A 22,401-nucleotide genomic window follows, 5' to 3' on the forward strand; every position below is an offset into this window, starting at 1 on the left:
ACAATATTGACATCCACTTTACCGAGACAGAAACACGATGGCCCTCAAAGCAACAATTTTCAAAGCCGATCTGCAGATCGCCGACATGGACCGCAATTACTACCAGGATCACGCGCTGACCCTGGCGCGCCACCCGTCCGAAACGGACGAGCGCATGATGGTGCGCCTGCTGGCGTTCGCCATCCACGCCGATGAGGCGCTGACCTTCACCAAGGGCCTGTTCGATACGGAAGAGCCGGACCTGTGGCAGAAAGACTTGACGGGCGCCATCCAGCTGTGGATCGAAGTGGGCCAGCCAGATGAAAAGCGCATCCTGAAGGCGTGCGGCCGTTCGGAACAGGTGATCGTCTACAGTTATGGCGCAACCAGCCACATCTGGTGGAAGCAGATCGCGAATAAACTGGAACGGGCGAAGAACTTGACCGTGATCAACCTGCCATCCGAGGCGGCGCAAGACATGAGCAAGCTGGCGCAGCGCAACATGCAGCTGCAATGCACGATCCAGGATGGCCAGATCTGGCTGACGGACAGCGTCAACACGGTCCTGATCGACCGCGAACCGGTGAAGCCGGCCCGCTGATTTTTACCGTTTGCAACGCAAAAAGCCCGGATCGCTCCGGGCTTTTGTCATTGCGGGCGCTTAGTTCGGCGCGCTGCCCAGCCGCTTGATGCTGCTCGAACGCTGCATGCTGCGGCTGATGCGCGGATCGCCGTAGTAGCTGACTTCGCCCGAGCCGCCGATGCTGATGGTCAAGTCATCCTTGGCCCACACCTGCGCCTCGCCCGAGCCGCCGATGCTCACCTGCACCTCGCGTGCGGCCAGCTTGCCCGCCTGGATATTGCCCGAGCCACCGATGGAGGCCGTCAGCTGCTCCGTCTTGCCGCTGGCCTTGAAGTTGCCGCTGCCGCCGATGGCCACGGAGACCTGGCGGCTGTCGAGGTCGCGCGCGTGGATGGAGCCGGAGCCGCCCACGTCGAAGCGCAGATTCTCGGCGCGCAAGCCCGTGGCCGTGATGTTGCCCGAGCCGCCCACGCTGATGCGTTCCACCTGGCGCGCCTGGATGACGATGGTCAGGCTGCTCTGGCGGAAGTTGGCGTTGCGCTTGGCGGGCCGGATGCGCAAGGTGCCGTTCTCCACCGCCGTCTCGATCAGCGGCAGGATATTGTCGTCGGCCTCGATGCTGATGCTGTCCGTGTTGCCGATACGCAATTCGACCGTGCCCGGCACGTTCAGCGCCACGGCATGGAAACTGCCCACTTCGCGCGTCTGCTTTTGCAGCTTGCCGCTGCCCTGAATGCTGTTGCCGGAAATCCAGTCGAGCGGCGACGCCAGCGCCGGAGCGGCCGGGATGGCCAGCGCGCAGGCGGCCAGCAGCAGGGTGGTCACGGCGCGGGCATGGCGGGCTTGGAAAATTGCGTGTGTCATTCTTGCTCCCTGTTTGGAATTGGACTGTGTGCATGGTATGCCAGCCGGCCAGGCTTGCGTACCGCGCTGCGACAGACTGCACCGGCAGCGGCATGGAATGCAGGAGGATGCGACAGGATGGCATGAGGTATCATGCCGGTATTGGACATACGACGACCGGCTCGCGCCGCTCACACTACTGGAATTACATGCTGATCATCACCATCAAACAGGGCAAGGAAAAGAGCTTGCTGGGCCAATCGTGGATCTACGCGTCCGCGATAGAAAAAGTCGAGGGCAAGCCGCAGGAAAAAATGAAGCCGGGCTCGACGGCCATCGTGCAAAGCTCGTCGAAGCAGTTCATCGCCCGTGCCGCCTACAATTCGAAGTCGCAGATCCGCGCGCGCATCTGGAGCTTCAAGGAAGACGAACCGGTCGACCACGCGCTGATCAAGCGCCGCGTCAAGGCCGCCATCGAGAAAAAACTGCCAGCCATCAAGAAGGCGGGCGAAAACCAGTTGTTGACCCTGATCAAGGGCGAAGACGAGGGCCTGCCCGGCCTGGTGGTGCAGTTGTTTGGCGGCGTGCAAGGCTACCTGATCTGCGAATTCAACGCCGGCGGCGTCGATGCATGGAAAGTGGCCATCGTGCAATCGCTGATGGCGTCCACCGGTTGCGTGAACGTGTACGATCGCTGCGACGACCTGATGCGCAAGGGCGAAGGCTTGCCCCTGATCGACGGCGCCCTGGCCGGGGAAGAGCCACCCGATGAAGTCATGTTGACGGACAACGGCGTGCGCTATGCGCTGGATTTGAAGACAGGGCACAAGAGCAAGTTCCGCTGAGAATTGCTGCCTGACATAAAAAAAACCGGCGCTGGCCGGTTTTTTTTATTGGCTTACGCCATGAACACACTGGCGGGAACATTGAACCGTTGTGTCAGGGCCTTGATCTGCCGCACATTCAATGCTCGCTTGCTGCTGAGTATTTCAGAGACGACGCCCTGGGTGCCAACTTCCGGCAGGTCGGATTGCGTCAGTGCATGCTGTTCCATCAACAGGCGCAGTGTCGCGGCAGGCGAGATGGCGGCAGGCGGAAAATGCTCCTGATCGTAGTCGCCGATCAGCCGGCCGATACTGTCAACCAGACCGGCCAGCGGATGCTGTTCATCAGCCGCCCCGGCGTCCAACAGATGATGCAATACGCTGACAGCCTGTTCATAAGCGGCCGCATCAGGAATTGCCTGCAGAGGAACGAGCTTGGACAGGGCTTGATAGTGGACAGTGATTTCCGTAATCATTTCACGATGCATCAAGGTTGCCATGCGTCGTACTCCTTTGCGTCATTACTTCCCGGATGAATAGCAGCTGGCGATTGAAGTGAATCGCGGCGATGATCCGGTACTTGTTGCCGCCGATATTAAAAACATAGTAATCACCGACGCGATCGGTGGCGTTAAATGTCGACTTCAGCACGGCGAAATTGGCAAACGACCGCGATTCGATGACCTTGCGCCACGCTTGCATGGGTTCGCCCGCCAGCGGGTGTTTTCTGGCGAAATCCATCAAAGCCTTGTTGGCGACGATGCGCATATGTCAAAGCGATGCCGTGACGAAGTGATATCGTGATGTATAGATTATCTCAATTTGAGATAATCGTCAAACGGCGCTACTCCAGCGGCACGCTGCGGTATTTGTTCACCTCCAGGGCCGACACGGCCGGCGCATCATTGCCCCACGACGCGCGCAGATAGGTCACCACGGCGGCCACTTCCGCGTCATCCATGACGGGGCCGAATGGCGGCATGCCGTAGGGGCGCGGGTTGCCTTTTGTTCCGGGCGCGAAGCCGCCGTTGAGCACGAGCCGGATGGCGTTGACGGCCGACTCCGTCGTCAGCGCGCGATTGCCGGCCAGCGGCGGGTAGCCGGGCGGCACGCCCTTGCCGTCGGCCTGGTGGCAGCTCGCGCATTGCGCCTCATACAGTTTCGCGCCCAGGGCCAGTTGCTGCCTGGCTTGCTCCGACGTGTCGCGCGGCGCCCGTTGTGCGGGCTGCGCGGGACCGGGCAGGCTTTTCAGGTAGACGGCCATGGCCTGCACGTCGGCCGTGCTCATGTGCTGCAAGCTTTGCCGCACGACTTCGGCCATGGGGCCGAAGACGGTGGCGCGCGGCGACACGCCCGTTTGCAGCAATGCCACGATATGCGCCGTGTCCCAGTCGCCCAGGCCCGCTTCCGCATCCGACGTCAGCGACGGCGCGTACCAGCCCAGCACGGGGATCAGGCCGCCCGACAGGCCGTCATCGCTGCCGCCCAGCGTCGTGCGGCTGCTATGGCAGGCGCTGCAGTGGCCCAGGCCCTGTACCAGGTAGGCGCCGCGGTTCCATTCCATGCTTTGCGTCGTGAGCGGCTGGTACACGCCAGGCTTGAAGTACAGGGCGCGCCAGGCGGCCAGCGCGATCTGCTGGTTGTAGGGGAAGCGCAGCGCGTGCGGCGCGTTCGCCTGCTTGTGCGGCGGCACGCTCTGGAAGTACGCATACAAGGCGTCGCTGTCCTCGCGCTTTACCTTGGTGTAGCTGGTGTACGGAAAGGCCGGATACAGCAGCCGGCCATCCTTCGACTTGCCGTTGTGGATGGCGCGCCAGAAATCGTCGGCCGTCCAGCTGCCGATGCCCGTTTCCTTGTCGGCCGTGATGTTGGGCGAAAGCACCTTGCCGAACGGCGTCTGCAAGGCGCGTCCACCCGCATACGGCACGCCGCCGCGCGTCGTGTGGCAAGCCATGCAGTCGCCCGCCTTGGCCAGGTAGGCGCCGCGCGCGACCAGCTGTTCCTGGTTCAGGGGGCTGGCCACGGCGGGCGGGCCCGGGTCGTCGCCAGGGTACAGCACGAATTTGGCGCCGGCCGCGACGATGGCGACGATGGCGGCTGCGATCATCCATTTTTTCATGGCGCCACCTGCGCGGCGGAGCCCGGCACGCCGCCGCAATGCAGCGGCAAGGGCAGGGCGATGCTGCTGGCGGGGCGCGCGTCGGCCGATGCCACCTGCGTGCCCAGCCAGGCCGAGACGGCGCCCACGTCCGCGTCCGACAGGCGCTGTGCCACTTGCGCCATGCAGTCGGGCGCATGGGCGCGGCGGATGCCGTTCTTCCAGGCGCCCAGCTGGGCGTTGATATAGTCGCGCGGCAAGCCCAGCAAGCCGGGGATGGCGGGCGCCACGCCAGCCAGCTGCTGGCCATGGCAGGCGATACAGGCGGGAATCTTTTTGCCGGCATCGCCTTGCAGCACCAATTGTCTACCCCGCGCCAAGGCTGTCGTGCCGGCGCTGCTGGGCTGGGCCGGCGGCGGGGCCGGGTGCTGTGCCGCAAAATACTCGGCAATTTCGCGCAGGTAATCGTCCGGCAAGTGTTCGACCATATAGTTCATCAGCGGATACTGGCGCCGTCCCTCGCGAAAGTTCAGCAGCTGGTGGTACAGGTAGCCGGCCGGCTTGCCGGCGATGCGGGGAAAGAAGGCGTCGTGGCGCTCTTGTTGCGCATGACAGGCCGTGCACGCCTTGATGCGCTGTTCCAGGCTGTCGTGGCTGGCTGAGATGGCGGCGGGCGCGGCCAGCGTCATGCCGGGCAGTGCGACGGCCAGGGCCAGGGTCAGCACCGGCACGAGGGGGAAATGCAGTAGCATGGAAAGTCGCATGGGAAATGGCATGGGAAATGAGCTGTCTCGTCGGTCGGGATGGCGTGCCGGTGTTGCTGCCCGGATGTTGTTACCCTAGCATATACCGGGTGCTGTCACTGTGACAGGATCAGTTGTGCAATAAAACTACGGATCAGTTTGAGGAGCAGGGTTGAAACGATATGAGGAATTGGCGGAAGAAGTCGCCGCCATGATCAGTGCGCAGTTGTTGCTGCCTGGCGATAAGTTGCCCTCCGTGCGCCAGCAGCATGCGCGCAGGGGCGTGAGTCCGTCGACGGTGTTCCAGGCGTATTATTTGCTCGAAGCGCGCGGCATGATCGTCTCGCGGCCCCGCTCCGGCTATTACGTGGCGCCGCAGCGCGCCGCGCTGGCGCCCGAACCGGACAGTTCCCATCCGCTCGATGCCAGCACCACCGTCGATGTCAGCGACCTCGTGTTCGAGGTGCTGGGCGCCGTGGGCGCGCGCGATATCGTGCCCTTCGGTTCGGCTTTTCCCAGCCCGCATCTGTTTCCGATGGAACGGCTGGCGCGGGCCGTGTCGGCCAGCATGCGCCGCCTCGATCCGTGGAGCACCGTCACGGATTTGTCACAGGGCAATGCGGAGCTGCGCCGCCAGATCGCCCTGCGCTACCAGCTCGACGGGGTACTCGTGTCCAGCGACGACATCGTCATCACGAATGGCGCGCTGGAAGCGCTGAACCTGTGCCTGCAAGCCGTCACGCGGCCCGGCGACACGGTGCTGATCGAGTCGCCCAGCTTCTATGCGTGCCTGCAGGCGCTGGAACGGCTGGAACTGAAGGCGGTGGAAATTGCCACCAGTCCGCGCGACGGCGTCGACCTGGCGGCGCTGGAAGAGTTGCTGCAGCGCCACCAGCCCAAGGCGTGCTGGCTGATGACGAATTTCCAGAATCCCCTGGGCAGCCTGATGCCGCCGGAAAAGAAGCGCGCGCTGGTCGAACTGCTGGCGCGCTATGGCGTGCCGCTGATCGAGGATGACGTGTATGGCGAGCTGTACTTTGGCAAGCAGCGTCCAGGCCTGACGAAAAGCCATGACAGCGCGGGTCTGGTGATGCATTGCAGCTCGTTTTCCAAGACCCTGGCGCCCGGTTTCCGGCTGGGCTGGACCGTGGCGGGCCGCTACGCGCGCCAGGTCGAGCGCTTGAAATTGACCACCAGCCTGTCGGCGCCGATACCGCTGCAGATGGCGCTGGCCGACTACCTGGCGCAGGGCGGCTACGACCGCCATTTGCGCCAGCTGCGGCTGACCCTTGCGGCGCAGCAAAGTACCATGCTGCAAGTCATTGCCGTGCATTTTCCGCCCGGCACGCGGGTCACGCGGCCGCAGGGTGGCTATTTCGTCTGGGTGGAAATGCCTGCCGGTATCGATGCGCTGGCCCTGCACCGCAGCGCGCTGGCGGCCGGCATCAGCATCGCGCCCGGTCCCATTTTTTCCGCCACGCGCGCGTTTCGCCACTGTATCCGCCTCAATTACGGCCATCCCTGGAGCCCGCAACTGGAAGAGGCCATCGCCACCCTGGGGCGGCTGGCGCTGGCGGCGGCATAGCGGAGAACAAAAAAAAGTCCCTGGCGACAGCAAGTGTTTCATTCCAAAAAGAAATATTGCTGTTATATTGGTGTATCTATAACTAATGATGGGAATGATAATGGATAACACGCAGCCGGAAGTGGGTCGTACGCAAGATACGACGATCGCCATTCTGTCCCATGTTGGCGGCCTGTTCACCAGCTGGGTGGCGCCGCTGATCATTTATTTGATCAAGAAGGACGATGCGGATAAATTCTCGGCCGAGAACGCCCGCGAAGCGCTGAATTTCCAGATCACCCTGATCATCTGGTATTTCGCCTGCTTCATCCTGTCGTTCGTGCTGATCGGCCTGTTCCTGTTCTGGATCGTGGCGCTGGCCAACCTGGTGTGCTCGATCGTCGCGGCCGTGAAGGCCAGCAACGGAGTCACTTACCGTTATCCCCTGACCTTGCGGCTCGTCAAATAAAACTGCGCCGGCCGCCGGGTTTCAGCCCGGGCGGCCGGGCAGTATCAGGAGTGCGGCAAAGTCGGGCGCCACCGCGGTGGCGGCGCCTGTTTCGTGCGACCACAGCACGACCACCGGTTCACCGGTCGGCCCCGTTTGTGCATAGTCAAAACAATAGTAATCGCCCGTGCCGAACTGGGCGAAGGGCAGCAGGCTACTGGCGTCGTTGCCGCTGTCGCCCATACTCTCCAGCCATTCCTGCCAGCTTTCGCGGTAGTGGCGCGTGATCGATTCCCACGTCTTGCGCGCATGGTCCGCGTCGTAGACGGGAAATACAGTCAAGGCGCCCAGCGCGCGGCCATTGTTCTCCAATAACCATTGCACATGGGACGCGGGCAGTTTACGCCCCAGCGCCTGTTCGGCGGCGGCGATCGCGTCAAGCGTGGTGCCGATGGACTTGCTCTTGTTCATGCTGCGGAAGGCGCGCCGGCTCAGGCGGCGATGGGTGGCGGGGCCGGTGGCGTGCTGGCGCGCGGGGCTTTTTGCGGCGCCACTTTGCCGCCGTCGGCGATCCAGCGGCGGTACACGCGCAGGGCCACTTGCGCATCGTCGGCCGCGTACAGGATCTGCTTTTCCGTCAGGCGCGACGTGGCCCAGTTGGTGGTGGAGATCTTTTTCGATTTCTGCAGGTGCAGGCCGAAGAACTTGGCCACGGCCGTCTTCGCGCCCAGGTCGTTGCGCTGGCCGCCGCGCAGGGCGACGGACAGGTCGAGCACCTGGGCCGGGGCGATGCCCAGCTTGTTGCGCAGGCGCTTGACGTCGTCGGACAGGCCAAAACCCACTTTCAGGGTGGTGGTCGATTCGAGGATGGCTTTCAGTTCGGCCAGGGCCGGCGCCGGCGTGCTGCCCACCTGGAACAGGTAGGCGATGTCGTCGGTGGCCAGCTGGATCAGATGGGGGCCCGTGGAGGACTCGCCCTTCACAAAAGTCGGCTTCGATTCCGTATCGAAGCCGATGGCGTCCGCTGCCAGCAGGGCGGCCATGGCCGCTTTTGCATCATCGCTGGTGCGTACCAGCTTGACGTGGTCGAGGGCAATGCCTTGATAGGGGGGCAGTGGCGGTGCGGCAGCTGTGTCCATGAAACCGGATCAGCCTTTGCGCGAGAATTTCGCGGTCAGCTGATTCAGTTTTTCCAGGCGCAAACGGCTCGCTTCTTCCGCGGCGGCCGCGTCGCGCTCGGCTTTCTTGCGCTCGGCTTCCTTCTTGAAGCGTTGCTGCAATACTTGCGTGGCGTGGTCGCGGTGGGTTTGCGTCACTTCCGCGCCGGCGGTGCCGTCGAGGTCGTAGCGTACCTTGGCTTTTTCCATCACGCGCAGGTAGCGCAGCGAACCCGTGTGGATGCCCAGCGCCGTGCGCATCAGCTTGCGGTCCAGGTCCGGCAGGCGCGCCAGGATCTGCTTGTCGATACCGATCGACAAGGGCAGGCAATCGCGGAATGGCGGGAATTGCTCCTGGAACTGCTTCAGCAGGGCGCGCGCGGTCAGGCCGGCAGGTGCCGGCGTGGTCGCTGCGGCCGGTGCCGCCGCTGGGGCTGCATCGACTGGCGTGTCAGGAGTGGTGGCTTGCTGGTCTGGCGTGGAGCTGGTCATCGACATCATTGGTTGGGCTATAAAAGGGGAGCATAGCACGCGCCACAGGCAAGTGCATTGTCTTTTTTGGCAACTTGCGCTGCGATCTGCCTGCGCGTGGCTGGCCGTGCCAAGCGCGAAATGCGGGAAATGTGTATAATGTCGGCTTGCGCTGATGACTGGACCCCGTATTTGACGGTCTGGCTCAGGTGTGCAGGGGATAGGAGCAGTGCGGTGCAGGGCCACGATTATTGATATTTTTGATATCAGATATTTTGTTTATCAATTATCCAGATAACTGGCCTTCGTGCATAATCTTGCTCTCCGCTGTGTCTTCACTGAACAACAATAGATTCAAGCCCGTTCTGGTACGGGCTTTTTTTCATTCCGCAATGTACATCGCTTATTTATCTGACCCGGCTTCGGCCCCGCCGCTCCCCATGACGGATGCGCGGGCTTTGAACGTCCCGATAGACAGGCGCCGCTGCCGTTAACACGGCAGCCGCAACAATACGCTCCATCGAGTCCGGTTTCGCAGGCTTAGGTGGAATCATTCACTTCGCGCCGACACCATCTGGTCTCGCATTAAGAGATATCTCATGAAGAATACGCCAAAAACTTTAACGTTGTCCGCCAAGGCGCCACGCCCAGCTGCGGCGCCACTTGCCGTACCCAAAACGACTTTATCTTACTTCATCGATAATGCGCAAGCGAATCCGGAAGCCACCGTCACGACGGCGCCGACCGTCGTCACCGTGGTGAAGAAAAGCCGCTCGCGCCTGGCCGCCGTGCCACCGGCCGACACGGCTGCGGAAGCGGCCGTCAGCGCGCCAGCCGCCGAGGCTGTTGCCGACGTGGCCGAGGTTGCCGAAGCCGCACCGGCGAAAACCCCAAGCGTGAAGATCGCTCCCGGCGCCAAGGCTCCGGCCGCGCCGCGCAAGGTCAGCGAAAGCGCCGCCACGAACAAGGTGGTGACGGCAGCCCGTTCGAAAGTCGTGCGCGCCAAGCCTGAAGCGGCGCCCGTGACCATCATCACCGGCGCACAAGTGGTCAGCAAGACCACGGACGCCGATGCCCTGGCCGCCATCGATACCTCGAATTACTTCCTGCCAACCGTCAAGGTGCCGGGCCGCCGTGGCCGCAAACCGAGCGAATTCACGCCGGAAAACGATGAAGTGGCAGCGCTGAACGCCGTCGAACGCGCCGAACTGAAGGCCGTGTCGAAAGCGCGCGACCGCAAGGCCAAGGGCGGCCTGGCGGACGCACTGGGCGATCCGGAAGCCTCGGCAGCGGACCTGGAACGCCGCCGCAAGCAGATCACGGGCTTGATCAACATGGGCAAGGAACGCGGTTTCCTGACCTATGCCGAGATCAATGACCAATTGCCGGAAAACATCATCGATCCGGAAGCGATCGAAGGCATCATCGCCACCTTCAACGACATGGGCATCGCCGTCTACGAGCGCGCCCCCGATGCGGAAAGCCTGTTGTTGACTGACAACGTCGCCACCGTCACCAGCGACGATGAAGTGGAAGCGGCTGCCGCGACCGCCCTGTCGACCGTCGACTCCGACTTCGGCCGCACCACCGACCCCGTGCGCATGTACATGCGTGAAATGGGCGCCGTGGCGCTGCTGACGCGCGAAGGCGAGATCGAGATCGCCAAGCGCATCGAAGGCGGCCTGAAGGACATGATCCAGGCGATTTCCGCCTGCCCGACCACCATCGGCGAAATCGTTGCGCTGTCGCAAAAAATCGCGCGCGACGAAATCAAGGTCGATGAAGTGGTCGACGGCTTTGTCGATTTGAACGAAAGCAATGCCCCAGCGCCCGCCGCTGCCCCCGCGCCTGCCGCCGCCAGCGGTGACGACGAGGAAGAGGAAGAAGAAGCCGAGGAAGAAGACGGCGACGCCAATGGCGGCGCGGCCGGTTTCTCCAGCGAACAGCTGGCCCAGCTGAAAAAGAATGCGTTGGAGAAATTTAACGTCATTTCGACGCAGTACGACAAGATGCGCAAGGCGCCCGAGGGCTACAACTCGAAAGCCTACATCAAGGCGCAGGAAGCCATTTCGCAGGAATTGCTGGGCATCCGCTTCACGGCCAAGGTCGTCGAAAAGCTGTGCGACACCCTGCGCGGCCAGATGGAAGAAGTGCGCCATATCGAGCGCGCCGTGCTGGAACTGTGCGTGAACAAATGCGGCATGCCGCGCGCCCACTTCATCAAGGTATTCCCGGGCAATGAATGCGACCTGGAATGGGTCGACCGTGAAGTCGATTGCAAGTATCCGTACAGCGCCATCCTCAGCCGCAACGTGCCTGCCGTCAAGGAACTGCAAAAGAAGATGATCGACCTGCAAGCCCGCGTGGCCTTGCCGCTGGCTGACTTGCGCAAGATCAACAAGCAGATGGCTGCCGGCGAAAAGCGTGCCCGTCACGCGAAACGCGAAATGACGGTGGCCAACTTGCGCCTCGTGATCTCGATCGCCAAGAAATACATCAACCGCGGCTTGCAATTCCTCGACCTGATCCAGGAAGGCAACATCGGCTTGCTGAAGGCCGTCGACAAGTTCGAATACCGCCGCGGCTACAAGTTCTCGACCTACGCCACCTGGTGGATCCGCCAGGCCATCACGCGTTCGATCGCCGACATGGCCCGCACCATCCGCGTGCCGGTGCACATGATCGAAACGATCAACAAGATGAACCGCATCTCGCGCCAGATCATGCAGGAAACGGGCAGTGAGCCGGACCTGGCGACCCTGGCCGTCAAGATGGAAATGCCGGAAAACAAGGTACGCGAAATCATGAAGATCGCGAAAGAGCCGATTTCCATGGAAACGCCGATGGGCGAAGATGGCGATTCGCAACTGGGCGACTTCATCGAAGACAACACGACGTTGGCGCCGCTGGACGCCGCGCTGCACGCGTCGATGCGCAACGTGATCAAGGAAGTGCTCGATTCCCTGACGCCGCGCGAAGCGAAAGTGCTGCGTATGCGTTACGGCGTGGAAATGTCGAACGACCACACGCTGGAAGAAGTGGGCAAGCAGTTCGACGTGACGCGCGAGCGTATCCGCCAGATCGAAGCGAAAGCCATGAGCAAGCTGCGCCAGCCTTCGCGTTCGGACAAGCTGAAAACCTTCTTGACTCAAAATTAAGTAGTCAGCAGGCAATAAAAAAGAGGCGCAAGCCTCTTTTTTTTCGTCCGTGCCGCGCGCGGCCTTACAGGAAATGCATGCGCTGGCCCGACACGCCGGCGCGGTGACGGCGCCGCAGCTGGTACAGCGCCACGCCGCTGGCGCCGAGGATGAAGGTGATGAACAGCCAGTCCAGCGGGGTGCGGCGCGGTGGCGGCGGTGGCGACGCTTGCGACGGCACGGCGAAGGCCTGGAATTTATGTCCCGTATAAATGGCGCCCACCACCAGTCCGCCATCCGTGATCTTGTTGGTCAGGTACAGGCCATCGTCGCGCCGGCGCACCGTCATCACGCCTTCCTTGTAGACAAAGGTCATCGGTTCGAAGCCGTTGATGCTGACGCTGCCGACCACGTGTCCGGCCGCGTTGACGGCCGTGGCGTAGCTGTCGCCCTGGCCGATCAGGGCGCCCAAGTCGAGCATGCGCTTGCCGTCCCAGGCAAAGGCGTGCCAGCGGCGCTTCTCCGTTTCCGAAGCGCCCACGACCAGGCCCGCGTCATTGATGGCGGTGGCCGAGCTGATGCGCCCGCCGGGCAGGGTGCCGATTTCCTGCATGCCCGCGCCGGGGCGGTAGACGAAGGCGCGGCGGTAGCCGTCGCCGCGCTGGGCCGTGCCGACCACCACGCCATGGTTGTTCAGGCCGCTGGCATAGCTGCTGGCGCCGCCCAGGGTGCCCAGGTCTTGCAGGCTGTGGTCGGCTTTCGTGACAAAGGCGTGGAAATCGCCGCCGCTGGTATCGGCATAGCCGGCCACCTGGCCGCCGCGCGCGATGGCCGTGGCATAGCTGCTGGTGCCGCCCAGGGTGCCCAGGTCGCGCATGCCGCCCGCCGCGTCGTAGTGAAAGGCGTGCCAGGCGCCGCTGGCCGTCTGCGCCGAACCGACCACCACGCCATGGATATTGATGGCCTTGGTGAAGCCTTCATCACCGCCCAGGGTGCCCAGCTCGCGGATGCGGCCATGCTGATACGTCACGGCGCGGCGCCGTCCTTCTTGCTCCATGATGATGCCGGCCACCAGGCCCGCCGGATTCAGGTCGGACGCGATGCTGCCGTTGCCATCCCTTTCACCAAAGCCGCGTTCGGCATAGAGGGTGGCGCTGGCGGTGGGGACGGCGGCCAGCAGGCACAGGCCGAGCAGTGGGGCGTGGAAGCGGGAGAACTGTGGCGGCATGATAGTTTCCTCAAAGAAAAAACTTACTATACTTTTTAATGTCGAGGATGCATACTTAATTTGCTACTGTTTTTGATAATTCCTGTGTTTCATTATGCCCGGCTGACGCGCCTTTCCTGGCCTGCGGCAGGTGGATGGCCAGCACCGTGCCCCGGCCCGCCTGGCTGTCGATGCGCAGTTCGCCGCCCAGCGCGTGGACGCGTTCGCGTATGCTTTTCAGGCCGAAGGCGGCCTTCTTGCCGTGATCGTCCGGCTGCATGCCGATGCCGTTGTCGCTGATGCGCAGCACGATGGCATCCGTATCCTGCGCCAACGCCACCTTCACTTCGCTGGCCTGGGCGTGGCGCACGATGTTCGACAGCGATTCCTGCAGCACGCGGAAGATGGCCGACGTCTGGCGCTGGTCCAGGCCCAGGTCGGGCACCTCGCTGTCGAGCGATAGCTGGTAACGGATGGCGCCGCGGCTTTCCATCTGGCGTATCAGCCATTCGGCCGCCGGGCCCAGCCCCAGCTCCAGGGTGCTGGGATGCAAGTCATTGATGATGGTGCGCACCGAGCGGATGGTGGCATCGATGGTGTCGAGCACGCGCTGGGCGTGGCGGTGCAGGCGCGGGTGGGACTTGGCCGTGCGCGCATGCAGCAGCGACACGTCGATGCGCAGCACCATCAGGTTCTGGCCCAGGTCGTCATGAATGTCGAGCGCGATGCGGCGCCTTTCCTCTTCCTTGATGGTCTGCTGGTGGTCGGTCAGTTCGCGCAGCTGGGCCAGGGTGCGCTGCAGGTTCTCCTCGTTGCGCTTGCTTTCCGTGATGTCGATGCCCATGGCGATGATCATCTGCGGCCGGCCTTGCGCGTCGAAGATGGGTTTTTTATGCGTCTGCAGCAGGCGGTTTTCCTGCAGCCGCGCATTCCATACCAATTCTTCGCGGATCACCACCTGGCGGCTGGCAAACGCTTCCTGGTCCGCCGCATGGAATCCCTGGGTCTGGTCCGAGGGAAAGTGCTGCACGTCGCGTCCCTCGGCGATATCCTGGAATAGCACGCCCCATTGCTGCTCGCAGGCCTGGTTCATCAGCAGCATGCGCGAATCGGCGTCTTTCAGGAACAGCGACAGGGGCATCATGGAAATGATGTCCTGCAGCCGCTCTTCGCTGCGCGCCAGCGCCGCTTCCGTTTGCGCGCGCATGGCGATTTCCGCGGAGAGCTGGAGATTGACATCGAGCAGCTGCGCCGTGCGCAGGGCCACGCGGTTTTCCAGTTCCGCATGGGCGACGCTCAACGCGTGTTCCGCCCGCTTGTGTTCCGTGATGTCGCTGGCCAGCACGAGGGCGCCCGTCAGGTTGCCTTGCGGGTCGTACAGGCAGCGGCCGCTGATCATGGCCCAGCGTTCCGAGCCATCGCTGTGCCGGTAATGCAGTTCTCCCATGCAGCTATCCGTGGCTGTCTGGCGCAGCGGACACAGGCGCAGCAAGGTAGCCTCGTCGTGGAATTCCTCCATGGTATGGTTCAGCAGCAGCTCGGCGGGGAGGCCCAGCATGTCGCACAGGCGCTGGTTGACGTGCAGGATGCGGCCGTGCGCGTCCGTTTGCCACATGCCGTCCTGCGCCGCTTCGCTCAGGTCGCGGTAGCGCATGGCGCTGGCATCGAGTTGCTGGCGCGTGCTGGCCAGGTGGGCGCGCAGCGTGCGCATCAGCCACATGGCGATGCCGGCGGCGGCCGTCAGCAGCAGCGCCAGCCAGACATGTTCCCAGAAGTCGAGTGCCTGCCAGGCTGCGCCTGCCAGCCAGCCCAGCATGATCAGGATGAGGGCGGCGCATGCCGTACTCAGCGTTTCAATCGACCATTTGCTCATCCGCGTCCCTGGCGTCATGGTTGGCCGCTGCGGTGCGCCTGGCGCCGAAGAGGGGAAAGTATCTGACGCTAGTGTAATACCAAATGTTGTTTTATTGAGAATATTTTTCCATTGAGCAAGCAAAAGGGCCGGCCCTTGCGGTGCCGGCCCCTGCCTGCCGATGGCAATGTGGTGCTATCAGCCCGTATTGCGCAGGCCGGCCGCCACGCCATTGATCGACAGCTGGATGCCGCGGTGCACCCTTTCATCGATCCGGCTTTCCGCCGACAGGGCGCGGTTGCGCTTGATCAATTCCACCTGCAAGTGGTTCAGCGGATCGAGATAGGCGAAGCGGTTCTGGATCGAGCGGGCCAGCAGCGGATTGCCCGCCAGGCGCTCGGTATTGCCGGTGATCAGCTCCAGGCAGCGCAAGGTGTTGCCATGCTCGTCCGTGATGCGCTTGTAGATGCGTTCGCGCAAGTCCTGGTCCGCCACCAGTTCCGCATAGCGCGAGGCAATTGCCAGGTCCGTCTTGGCCAGCACCATGTCCATGTTCGACAGCAGGGTGGCAAAGAATGGCCATTCGGCATGCATGGCGCGCAGGGTGGCGATCCTTTCATCCTGCGCGGCGCCGTCGGCCTGCCTGATCCAGGCTTCGATGGCGCTGCCAAAGCCGAACCAGCCCGGCAGCAGCAGGCGGCACTGGCCCCAGGAAAAGCCCCAGGGAATGGCGCGCAAGTCTTCGATACGCTGGTTGGCCTTGCGCGAGGCGGGGCGCGAACCGAGGTTCAGTTCGGCAATTTCCGCAATCGGCGTAGCCGAGAAGAAATACTCCGTAAAACCCGGCGTTTCATACACGAGGTGGCGGTAGGCGTGGTAGGCGAGGTCCGACAGTTCCGCCATCACGGCTTCGAACTGCGCCAGCTGGCTGTTGCGGGCCGGATTGGCTTCCTGCGGCGCCAGGCTCGCTTCCAGGGTGGCGGCGACCAGCAATTCCAGGTTGCGCCGGCCGATTTCCGCGTTGGAGAATTTCGAGGCGATGATCTCGCCTTGCTCCGTCAGGCGGATCTGGCCGTTGACGGTGCCCGGCGGCTGAGCCAGGATGGCTTCGTAGCTGGGGCCGCCGCCCCGGCCCACCGTGCCGCCGCGGCCATGGAACAGGCGCAGCTTGACGCCGGCCTTCCGGAAATCGGCCACCAATGCCAGTTCCGCCTTGTACAGTTCCCAGTTGGAGGTGAGGAAACCGCCATCCTTGTTCGAATCGGAATAGCCGAGCATGACTTCCTGCAACTGGCCCTGCTTGGCGATCAATTGCTTGACCAAGGGCAAGGCCATGACCTGGCTCATGATGCCGGCCGCGCGCTGCAGGTCGGGTATCGTTTCGAACAGGGGGATGACCATCAGCTCGCAGCTGCTGTCGCCAGTTTGCCAGTCGGTACGCAGCAAGCCGGTTTCCTTTTGCAGCAGCAATACTTCCAGCAAGTCGGACACGGTTTCCGTGTGCGAGATGATGTAGTTGCGGATGGCCCGCGCGCCGTAGCGCTGGCGGATGTCGCGCGCCGCGCGCAGAATCGCCAGCTCGGAATCCGTTTCCGTGGCGTAGCTGATGTAGGGCGAGTACAGCAAACGCGGCTGGGCCAGTTCATTCAGCAGCAGCGCTTGCTTATCTTCTTCGGACAGGGCCGTGTAGTCGGCGGCTACGCCGCTTTTCGCGAACAGGTCGGCCAGTACGCGTTCGTGCACGTCCGAGGTCTGGCGCATGTCGAGCGAGGCCAGGTGGAAACCGAAGATGTCGGCCGCGCGCGCCAGGGTGGCCAGGCGCGGGCGCACGAGGGCGGCGCCGTGGTGCGATTCGAGCGAGGCGACGATGGTGCGCAAGTCGGCCACAAAGGCGGCCGCGTCAGGGTAGGCGGCTGCGGCGCCCACTTCCTTGCGCAGGATGTTGGTGGCGCCCAGGGCGCGGGCCGTGGCGGCCAGGCGCGCATAGATGCCGATCAGGGCGCGGCGGTACGGTTCGTCGCTGCGGTGCGGCGAGGCGTCCGGAGACTGGTCGGCCAGCGCCTGCAGCTCGCCGCTCACGCCCACCATCAGGGTCGAAACGGACAATTCCGCGCCCAGCGCGTGCACTTCGTCGAGGTAAAAGTCGAGGATGGTGGTGGCGTGGCGCGCCAGCGCGTGCTGCATGGTGCCCGCGTTGACGTTCGGATTTCCGTCGCGGTCGCCGCCGATCCAGCTGCCCATCTGCACGTAGGCGGCATTGATCGGTTCGATGGTGCCATTGCCGTTCGGGTACTCGGCGGCGATGTCGTCCTCGATATCGTCATACAGGCCCGGCAGTTCGCGCAGGAAGGTGATGCGGTAGTAGGACAGGGCGTTTTCGATTTCGTCGGCCACCGTCAGCTTCGAGTAGCGCAGCATGCGCGTCTGCCACAAGGTGGCCACGCGCGAGCGCAGCAGCTGCATGTTGGCGTGCCGCTCTTTCGGCGTCTGCGGCAAGTCGCGCTCGGCCAGCAGGCGGGCGATGTCGTGCTCGGCGTCGAGGATGCTCTTGCGCTGCACTTCCGTCGGGTGGGCCGTCAGCACGGGGGCGATCAGGGCGTCCTGGAAGAAGGTGTCGACGGTCTTGCGCGGCACGCCGGCGGCGCGCAGTTTTTTCAGCGCGAAGCTGACGCTGCCCTTTTGCGCCGGCGAGCCGGCCAGCAAATGGGCGCGGCGGCGGCGGATGTGGTGCTGATCTTCCGCAATGTTGGCCAGGTGCGAAAAGTAGGAAAAGGCACGCACGACGGAAATCGTCTGTTCGCGGCTCAGTTTCTTGAGCATGGCGTCGAGCTCCAGCGCGGCGCCCGCGTCCGCTTCGCGGCGAAAGCGCACGGACGTCTGGCGTATGGTTTCCACCACATTGAAGACGGCGTCGCCTTCCTGTTCGCGCAGCACGTCGCCCAGCAGGCGGCCCAGCAGGCGGATGTCTTCTTTCAGTGGCGCGTCCTTGTCGGAGCCGGCCGCTGGAACTATTTCTGGTGCTACTGCGTCATTGAGCATAATAAAGAACCAAAGTAAGTGTAAAAGCAAGGGAATGTGGATCGCACCGGGCGTTTGGCCGCAGAGGGGAGGGGGCGCATGATAAAATTTGTGGTCTTCAACATGGACGCTAGCCTGACTTGGCCTTCTAGGCCAAGGGATAACGATTATAGCGACGCCAAGCGCCTTTTCGATACAAATTGATATCGGACGGGCCAAATGGCAACGATAATGACAACGACAGCCACAGCGAAAGAACTTGTTTTGAAAGCATCCGAATTGACCCCGAATGAATTGCCCGTGAACGAATTGACGCCGAAAATTCCCGCCCGCCTGGTGATCGCCACGCGCGAGAGCCGTCTTGCCATGTGGCAAGCTGAACACGTGCGCGCGCGCCTGGCCGCCCTGTATCCGCAGTGTAGCGTTGAAATTCTCGGCATGACCACACGCGGCGACCAGATTCTGGACCGCGCCCTGTTCAAGGTAGGCGGCAAGGGCCTGTTCGTCAAGGAGCTGGAAGTGGCGATGGAAGAAGGCCGCGCCGACCTGGCCGTGCATTCGCTGAAAGACGTGCCGATGGAATTGCCGGAAGGCTTTGCCCTGGCTGCCATCCTCGAACGCGAAGACCCGCGCGATGCGTTCGTGTCGAACGACTACGCCAGCCTGGCCGAGCTGCCGCATGGCGCCGTCGTCGGCACCAGCAGCCTGCGCCGCCAGTCGCTGATCGCCGCACGCTATCCGCACCTGACGATTCTGCCCCTGCGCGGCAACCTCGATACGCGTTTGGGCAAGCTGGACCGTGGCGACTACGCCGCCATCATCCTGGCCGCCGCCGGCTTGAAACGCCTGGGCCTGGCGTCGCGCATCCGCGCCGTGCTGGCGCCGGAAGACAGCCTGCCGGCCGCCGGCCAGGGCGCCATGGCGATCGAAATCCGCAGCGGGCGCGCCGACGGCGCCGACCTGGTGCGCCTGCTGGCGCCGCTGAACCACACCGATACGGCGCAAGCCGTCACGGCCGAGCGCAAGGTGTCGAAGATCTTCGGCGGCAGCTGCCAGATTCCGCTGGCCGCGTTCGCGACAGTCGACGGTGGCAACATGCGCTTGCGCGCCATGGTCGCCACGCCGGACGGCGCGCGCATGGCCAGCGCCGACGTCAGTGGCCCGGCCGGTGCGCCGGAACAGCTGGGCGAGCAGGTGGCCGAACTGCTGCGCGGGCAAGATGCCGCCGGCATCCTCGCCTCGTGCGCCGTCACACCCGACAACCATGAAGGCCTGGCGCCGCATGCCTGACACCGTGGTGATCACGCGGCCCGCGGCGCAAGCGGGGCCGCTGGCCGCCAAAATCGCGGCGCTGGGTTTGCCCGTGCAACTGCTGCCGCTGCTGGAAATCCACGCGCTTGACGGCGCAGAGGAATGCGCGCAGCTGCAAGCCGTGCTGGCGCGCCTGGCCGAATATGACCTGGTGGCGTTCGTCTCGCCCAACGCCATCGACTGCGTCTTTGCGCACTTGCCCGCCTGGCCGCCCGGCCTGCCGCTGGCCGTGGTGGGCGAGGGCAGCAGGATGGCATTGGGGGCGCATGGCGTCACGGATGCGAATGCCAGCATCACGAGTCCGCTCGATACGGCGCGCAGCGATTCCGAACATCTGTTGCTGGCGCTGGACTTGCCGGCCCTGCGCGGCAAGCGCGTGCTGATCGTGCGCGGCGATGGCGGACGCGATTATCTGGCCGACGGCTTGCGCGCCGCGGGCGCCGCAGTCGAGTTCGTCACGGCCTACCGCCGCAAGGTGCCAAGGCTGACGCCGGCCTTGCGGGCGACCCTGGAAAATCTGTTGCAGCATAATAATGACTGGATCATCACCAGCTCGGAAGCGCTGCGCGGTCTGCTGGCGCTGCTGGGCGAAATGGATGCTGAAAAGACAGTTGTTGTGAAAATGCAACAGCAGCATCTGATCGTACCGCACGCCCGCATTGCACAAACGGCGGCGGCCCTGGGTTTTGCCCGTGTCACCTTGACAGGATCAGGCGACGCAGGAGTGCTCGCCGCGTTACAATCACGACCATGAACGAAATGCCTACACTCTCCGAACCGAATGCAACGCCTGGCAGCGCCGTGAAGACGGCGCCGCAGGCGGCCGACCAACCTGCCGGCCGCGCGCCGACCCTGCTCGAACAGCTGCAAAAGCCCATGAGCATCGCCGTCATCGTGCTGGCCGTGCTGCTGGCTGCGCAAAGCTGGTCGACCAGCAAGCAGATCCGCAACCTGCGCGAAGAAGTGGCCAAGCGCCTGCAAAAGGGCGATGTCAGCAACGCCGAGACGGGCGTGCTGGCGCGCAACGTGCAAGAAGGCACGAAAGAGCTGGAAATCAAGGTGGGCGCGCTGGAAAACCGCCAGAGCGAAACGCAAAGCCAGCAGCTGGCCCTGGAACAACTGTACAACGACTTGTCGAAGAACCGCGACGAGTGGGCGCTGACGGAAATCGAGCAAGTGCTGTCGACGGCCAGCCAGCAGCTGCAGCTGGCCGGCAACGTGCCTGGCGCGCTGATCGCCCTGCAAAACGCGGACCGCAGCCTGTCGCGTTCCGACAAGCCGCAATTCATCACCATCCGCCGCGCCATCGGGCGCGACATGGAAAAACTCAAGGCCCTACCCAGCGTCGATTCGACGGGCGTGGCCCTGCGCCTCGATGCCGTGATCGCCCAGGTCGACTCCTTGCCGATGCTGTCCGACGAAACGCCGGCCTTGCCGGCCGCGCCGGAAAAACCGGGCAAGGCCAAGCCCGTGCGCGATGCGAGCGGCAAGCTGATGGGACCGCCTGCGCCGGAACCGCTGCTGCAAAAAGTGCGCGACGGCTGGAATACCTGGAGCGGCGACATGTGGGCCGACGTGCGTCAATTGATCCGCATCCGCCGCGTCGATACGCCGGAAGCGCTGATGCTGTCGCCGACGCAATCGTATTTCTTGCGTGAAAACGTCAAGCTGCGCCTGCTCAATGCCCGCATGGCCTTGTTGTCGCGCAATGAAACGGCCTTCCGCAACGACTTGATCGCGGCGCAGGATGCGCTGGCCAAGTATTTCGACACCCGCGCCAAGAGCACGCAGACGGCGCAAGCCCTGCTGCGCCAGGTGCAGGGCAGCAACCTGGCCATCGAGATGCCAACCTTGTCCGACAGCCTGACGGCTGTGCGCAACTACAAAGCGAAGTCCTGAGCCCATGCGTCTATTTCTCTGGTTACTCGCCCTGATGGCCGCGGCGATCGGTATCGCCGTGACGGCCCGTTTCAATCCCGGCAACGTGGTGCTGTTCTATCCGCCGTACCGCATCGACTTGTCGCTGAACTTCTTCCTGCTGCTGCAGGTCGTGCTGTTCGTGCTGCTGTACCTGCTGGTGCGCGCCGTGCGCGCCACCGTGCGCATGCCGGCGCAAGTGGCGGCCTACCGCCAGCGCAAGCGTGAGCGCGACGGCAACAAGGGCTTGCGCGAAGCCTTGAAAGCCCTGTTCGAAGGCCGTTTCGGCCATGCCGAGAAGGCTGCCTTGCGCGCCGCCGAGCTGGAAGAAAACGCCGGCCTGGCCGCGCTGATCGGCGCGCGCGCCGCGCACCGCATGCGCCAGTCCGAACGCCGCGACAGCTGGCTGTCCCGCGTCGAAGGCGATGCCAGCCTGAAGACAGCGCGGCTGATGACGGTGACGGAATTGCTGGTCGACGACCACCAGCCGGAAGCGGCCTTGGCCGCCGTGCGCGAACTCAATGCCAGCGGCACGCGCCATATCCACGCGCTGCAATGGTCGCTCAAGGCCGAGCAGCAGGCGAAGAACTGGCCGGAAGTGCTGCGCCTCGTGCGTTCGCTCGACAAGCACCGCGCCCTGCATCCGGCCCTGTCGTCGCGCCTGCGCGAACTGGCCTACGACCATTTGCTGTCCGACCCGTCGCATGACGCCGAATCGTTGATGCGCGTGTGGTCCACCGTGCCGAGCGCGGACCGGGTCAAGCCGTATATCGCCTGCCGCGCCGCCACGGCCCTGAATGCGCGCGGCCTGCACGACGAAGCGCGCCTCGTGTGCGAAGAGTCGCTGGCTGCCGACTGGGACGAGCGCGTCGTGCGCGCCTACCGCGAAGCGGCGGCGCCAAGCGGCACGCCGGCCCTGCTGCTGCAGATCGAGCATTGCGAGCAATGGATGAAACAGCGTCCGCTGGATGCGGAACTGGCGCTGACCCTGGGCACCTTGTGCCTCAAGCAAAAACTGTGGGGCAAGGCCCAGCGCCACCTGGAGCAGGCTTTGTCCGACGCGAACGAGCCGCAGATGGTGCGCGACGCGCACCTGAAGCTGGCGCAGATGCACGACGCCTTGCAGCAGACGGAGCAGGCTGCAGCGCATTACCGGCAGTGCGCGCTGGCGACCATCCTGTAAGCCTTGCAGACCATTTCCTCGGACGTAAAAAAGCCGTTCAGTGCAGACTGAACGGCTTTTTCTTTG

General features: G+C 63.7%; 20 protein-coding genes. 9 read left to right on the forward strand and 11 right to left on the reverse strand.

All coding sequences use genetic code 11. The features are described from left to right. Positions 1-37 precede the first annotated feature (37 nt). The gene (locus tag LSO07_RS10210; RefSeq protein ID WP_034758748.1) at positions 38-580 is read left to right on the forward strand and encodes a YaeQ family protein; all 543 of its coding nucleotides are present in this window, start codon (positions 38-40) and stop codon (positions 578-580) included. Between the two features lie 60 nt (positions 581-640). On the opposite strand, the gene LSO07_RS10215 is transcribed toward LSO07_RS10210, so the two are convergent. After that, on the reverse strand, positions 641-1,426 hold the full coding sequence (locus LSO07_RS10215) for a head GIN domain-containing protein (RefSeq protein WP_070278689.1): 786 nt from the start codon (positions 1,424-1,426) through the stop codon (positions 641-643). Positions 1,427-1,614: 188 nt separating this feature from the next. Between LSO07_RS10215 and LSO07_RS10220 the strand changes: the two genes are divergently transcribed. Further along, positions 1,615-2,250 carry an SAM-dependent methyltransferase gene (locus LSO07_RS10220; protein WP_151093702.1) on the forward strand — a complete coding sequence of 212 codons (636 nt, stop codon included), beginning with the start codon at positions 1,615-1,617 and terminating at the stop codon, positions 2,248-2,250. A gap of 53 nt (positions 2,251-2,303) precedes the next feature. Here LSO07_RS10220 and LSO07_RS10225 read toward each other — a convergent pair whose 3' ends face one another. From LSO07_RS10225 to LSO07_RS10240, 4 genes are all read right to left on the reverse strand, one after another. Further along, positions 2,304-2,729 carry a helix-turn-helix domain-containing protein gene (locus tag LSO07_RS10225; protein WP_151093704.1) on the reverse strand — a complete coding sequence of 142 codons (426 nt, stop codon included), beginning with the start codon at positions 2,727-2,729 and terminating at the stop codon, positions 2,304-2,306. Then, entirely contained in the window at positions 2,707-2,997 is a 291-nt protein-coding gene (locus LSO07_RS10230) for a type II toxin-antitoxin system HigB family toxin (protein WP_151093706.1), read from the reverse strand. Before LSO07_RS10230 ends, LSO07_RS10225 begins: the two co-directional genes overlap by 23 nt. 76 nt (positions 2,998-3,073) lie before the next feature. Next, positions 3,074-4,348, reverse strand: coding sequence for a cytochrome c (locus tag LSO07_RS10235; RefSeq protein WP_151093709.1), 1,275 nt, complete (start codon positions 4,346-4,348; stop codon positions 3,074-3,076). Then, positions 4,345-5,079 (reverse strand): c-type cytochrome, encoded by a 735-nt coding sequence (locus LSO07_RS10240; RefSeq protein WP_225317239.1) that lies wholly within the window; start codon positions 5,077-5,079, stop codon positions 4,345-4,347. Before LSO07_RS10240 ends, LSO07_RS10235 begins: the two co-directional genes overlap by 4 nt. Before the next feature lie 163 nt (positions 5,080-5,242). Between LSO07_RS10240 and LSO07_RS10245 the strand changes: the two genes are divergently transcribed. Both LSO07_RS10245 and LSO07_RS10250 read left to right on the forward strand, forming a co-directional pair. Then, positions 5,243-6,655 carry an aminotransferase-like domain-containing protein gene (locus tag LSO07_RS10245; RefSeq protein WP_151093713.1) on the forward strand — a complete coding sequence of 471 codons (1,413 nt, stop codon included), beginning with the start codon at positions 5,243-5,245 and terminating at the stop codon, positions 6,653-6,655. A gap of 100 nt (positions 6,656-6,755) precedes the next feature. Next, on the forward strand, positions 6,756-7,103 hold the full coding sequence (locus tag LSO07_RS10250) for a DUF4870 domain-containing protein (RefSeq protein ID WP_034786172.1): 348 nt from the start codon (positions 6,756-6,758) through the stop codon (positions 7,101-7,103). Between the two features lie 21 nt (positions 7,104-7,124). On the opposite strand, the gene LSO07_RS10255 is transcribed toward LSO07_RS10250, so the two are convergent. From LSO07_RS10255 to LSO07_RS10265, 3 genes are read right to left on the reverse strand one after another with little or no spacing between them, the layout of a single operon-like run. After that, positions 7,125-7,553, reverse strand: a complete 429-nt coding sequence (locus LSO07_RS10255) for an SMI1/KNR4 family protein (RefSeq protein ID WP_151093716.1) — start codon at positions 7,551-7,553, stop codon at positions 7,125-7,127. Positions 7,554-7,573: 20 nt separating this feature from the next. Then, positions 7,574-8,221: a 3'-5' exonuclease gene (locus LSO07_RS10260; protein ID WP_070254960.1), complete on the reverse strand. Its 648-nt coding sequence runs from the start codon at positions 8,219-8,221 to the stop codon at positions 7,574-7,576. Between the two features lie 9 nt (positions 8,222-8,230). Then, on the reverse strand, positions 8,231-8,740 hold the full coding sequence (locus tag LSO07_RS10265; protein WP_034786166.1) for a ProQ/FINO family protein: 510 nt from the start codon (positions 8,738-8,740) through the stop codon (positions 8,231-8,233). 569 nt (positions 8,741-9,309) lie between these two features. On the opposite strand from LSO07_RS10265, the gene rpoD reads away from it, so the two are divergent. Continuing rightward, positions 9,310-11,868: an RNA polymerase sigma factor RpoD gene (rpoD, locus tag LSO07_RS10270; RefSeq protein WP_151093719.1), complete on the forward strand. Its 2,559-nt coding sequence runs from the start codon at positions 9,310-9,312 to the stop codon at positions 11,866-11,868. Positions 11,869-11,932: 64 nt separating this feature from the next. Here the strand turns inward: rpoD and LSO07_RS10275 are convergent, their stop codons facing one another. From LSO07_RS10275 to ppc, 3 genes are all read right to left on the reverse strand, one after another. Next, on the reverse strand, positions 11,933-13,075 hold the full coding sequence (locus tag LSO07_RS10275; protein WP_151093722.1) for an HAF repeat-containing protein: 1,143 nt from the start codon (positions 13,073-13,075) through the stop codon (positions 11,933-11,935). A gap of 55 nt (positions 13,076-13,130) precedes the next feature. Continuing rightward, positions 13,131-14,927 (reverse strand): PAS domain-containing sensor histidine kinase, encoded by a 1,797-nt coding sequence (locus LSO07_RS10280; protein ID WP_191909614.1) that lies wholly within the window; start codon positions 14,925-14,927, stop codon positions 13,131-13,133. A 177-nt stretch (positions 14,928-15,104) separates the two neighbouring features. Continuing rightward, a complete protein-coding gene (gene ppc / locus LSO07_RS10285; protein ID WP_151093726.1) occupies positions 15,105-17,945 on the reverse strand; it encodes a phosphoenolpyruvate carboxylase in 2,841 nt (946 codons plus the stop codon). 345 nt (positions 17,946-18,290) lie between these two features. On the opposite strand from ppc, the gene hemC reads away from it, so the two are divergent. The 4 genes from hemC to LSO07_RS10305 are packed head-to-tail and all read left to right on the forward strand — an operon-like array spanning position 18,291 to position 22,335. Then, complete coding sequence (gene hemC / locus LSO07_RS10290; protein WP_231773015.1) at positions 18,291-19,214, forward strand: hydroxymethylbilane synthase; 924 nt, start codon at positions 18,291-18,293, stop codon at positions 19,212-19,214. Next, positions 19,207-19,989 (forward strand): uroporphyrinogen-III synthase, encoded by a 783-nt coding sequence (locus LSO07_RS10295; RefSeq protein ID WP_151093728.1) that lies wholly within the window; start codon positions 19,207-19,209, stop codon positions 19,987-19,989. The genes hemC and LSO07_RS10295 overlap by 8 nt, the downstream gene beginning before the upstream one ends. Further along, positions 19,986-21,134 carry a uroporphyrinogen-III C-methyltransferase gene (locus LSO07_RS10300; RefSeq protein WP_034786161.1) on the forward strand — a complete coding sequence of 383 codons (1,149 nt, stop codon included), beginning with the start codon at positions 19,986-19,988 and terminating at the stop codon, positions 21,132-21,134. Before LSO07_RS10295 ends, LSO07_RS10300 begins: the two co-directional genes overlap by 4 nt. 34 nt (positions 21,135-21,168) lie before the next feature. Then, entirely contained in the window at positions 21,169-22,335 is a 1,167-nt protein-coding gene (locus tag LSO07_RS10305) for a heme biosynthesis protein HemY (protein WP_034786160.1), read from the forward strand. The last annotated feature ends 66 nt before the right edge of the window (positions 22,336-22,401 follow it).

The sequence above is a fragment of the Janthinobacterium sp. PLB04 genome, from assembly GCF_021165895.1.
GTDB classification, from domain to species: domain Bacteria; phylum Pseudomonadota; class Gammaproteobacteria; order Burkholderiales; family Burkholderiaceae_D; genus Janthinobacterium; species Janthinobacterium lividum.

Coding starts and splice junctions, on each gene's coding strand:
- LSO07_RS10250 (WP_034786172.1), top strand. CDS start 6,756: ATGGATAACACGCAGCCGGAAGTGGGTCGTACGCAAGATACGACGATC.
- LSO07_RS10265 (WP_034786166.1), bottom strand. CDS start 8,740: ATGATGTCGATGACCAGCTCCACGCCAGACCAGCAAGCCACCACTCCT.
- LSO07_RS10215 (WP_070278689.1), bottom strand. CDS start 1,426: ATGACACACGCAATTTTCCAAGCCCGCCATGCCCGCGCCGTGACCACC.
- LSO07_RS10235 (WP_151093709.1), bottom strand. CDS start 4,348: ATGAAAAAATGGATGATCGCAGCCGCCATCGTCGCCATCGTCGCGGCC.
- LSO07_RS10230 (WP_151093706.1), bottom strand. CDS start 2,997: ATGCGCATCGTCGCCAACAAGGCTTTGATGGATTTCGCCAGAAAACAC.
- hemC (WP_231773015.1), top strand. CDS start 18,291: ATGTGGCAAGCTGAACACGTGCGCGCGCGCCTGGCCGCCCTGTATCCG.
- LSO07_RS10210 (WP_034758748.1), top strand. CDS start 38: ATGGCCCTCAAAGCAACAATTTTCAAAGCCGATCTGCAGATCGCCGAC.
- LSO07_RS10260 (WP_070254960.1), bottom strand. CDS start 8,221: ATGGACACAGCTGCCGCACCGCCACTGCCCCCCTATCAAGGCATTGCC.
- LSO07_RS10280 (WP_191909614.1), bottom strand. CDS start 14,927: ATGAGCAAATGGTCGATTGAAACGCTGAGTACGGCATGCGCCGCCCTC.
- LSO07_RS10240 (WP_225317239.1), bottom strand. CDS start 5,079: ATGCTACTGCATTTCCCCCTCGTGCCGGTGCTGACCCTGGCCCTGGCC.
- LSO07_RS10220 (WP_151093702.1), top strand. CDS start 1,615: ATGCTGATCATCACCATCAAACAGGGCAAGGAAAAGAGCTTGCTGGGC.
- ppc (WP_151093726.1), bottom strand. CDS start 17,945: ATGCTCAATGACGCAGTAGCACCAGAAATAGTTCCAGCGGCCGGCTCC.
- rpoD (WP_151093719.1), top strand. CDS start 9,310: ATGAAGAATACGCCAAAAACTTTAACGTTGTCCGCCAAGGCGCCACGC.
- LSO07_RS10255 (WP_151093716.1), bottom strand. CDS start 7,553: ATGAACAAGAGCAAGTCCATCGGCACCACGCTTGACGCGATCGCCGCC.
- LSO07_RS10305 (WP_034786160.1), top strand. CDS start 21,169: ATGGCCGCGGCGATCGGTATCGCCGTGACGGCCCGTTTCAATCCCGGC.
- LSO07_RS10295 (WP_151093728.1), top strand. CDS start 19,207: ATGCCTGACACCGTGGTGATCACGCGGCCCGCGGCGCAAGCGGGGCCG.
- LSO07_RS10225 (WP_151093704.1), bottom strand. CDS start 2,729: ATGGCAACCTTGATGCATCGTGAAATGATTACGGAAATCACTGTCCAC.
- LSO07_RS10300 (WP_034786161.1), top strand. CDS start 19,986: ATGAACGAAATGCCTACACTCTCCGAACCGAATGCAACGCCTGGCAGC.
- LSO07_RS10275 (WP_151093722.1), bottom strand. CDS start 13,075: ATGCCGCCACAGTTCTCCCGCTTCCACGCCCCACTGCTCGGCCTGTGC.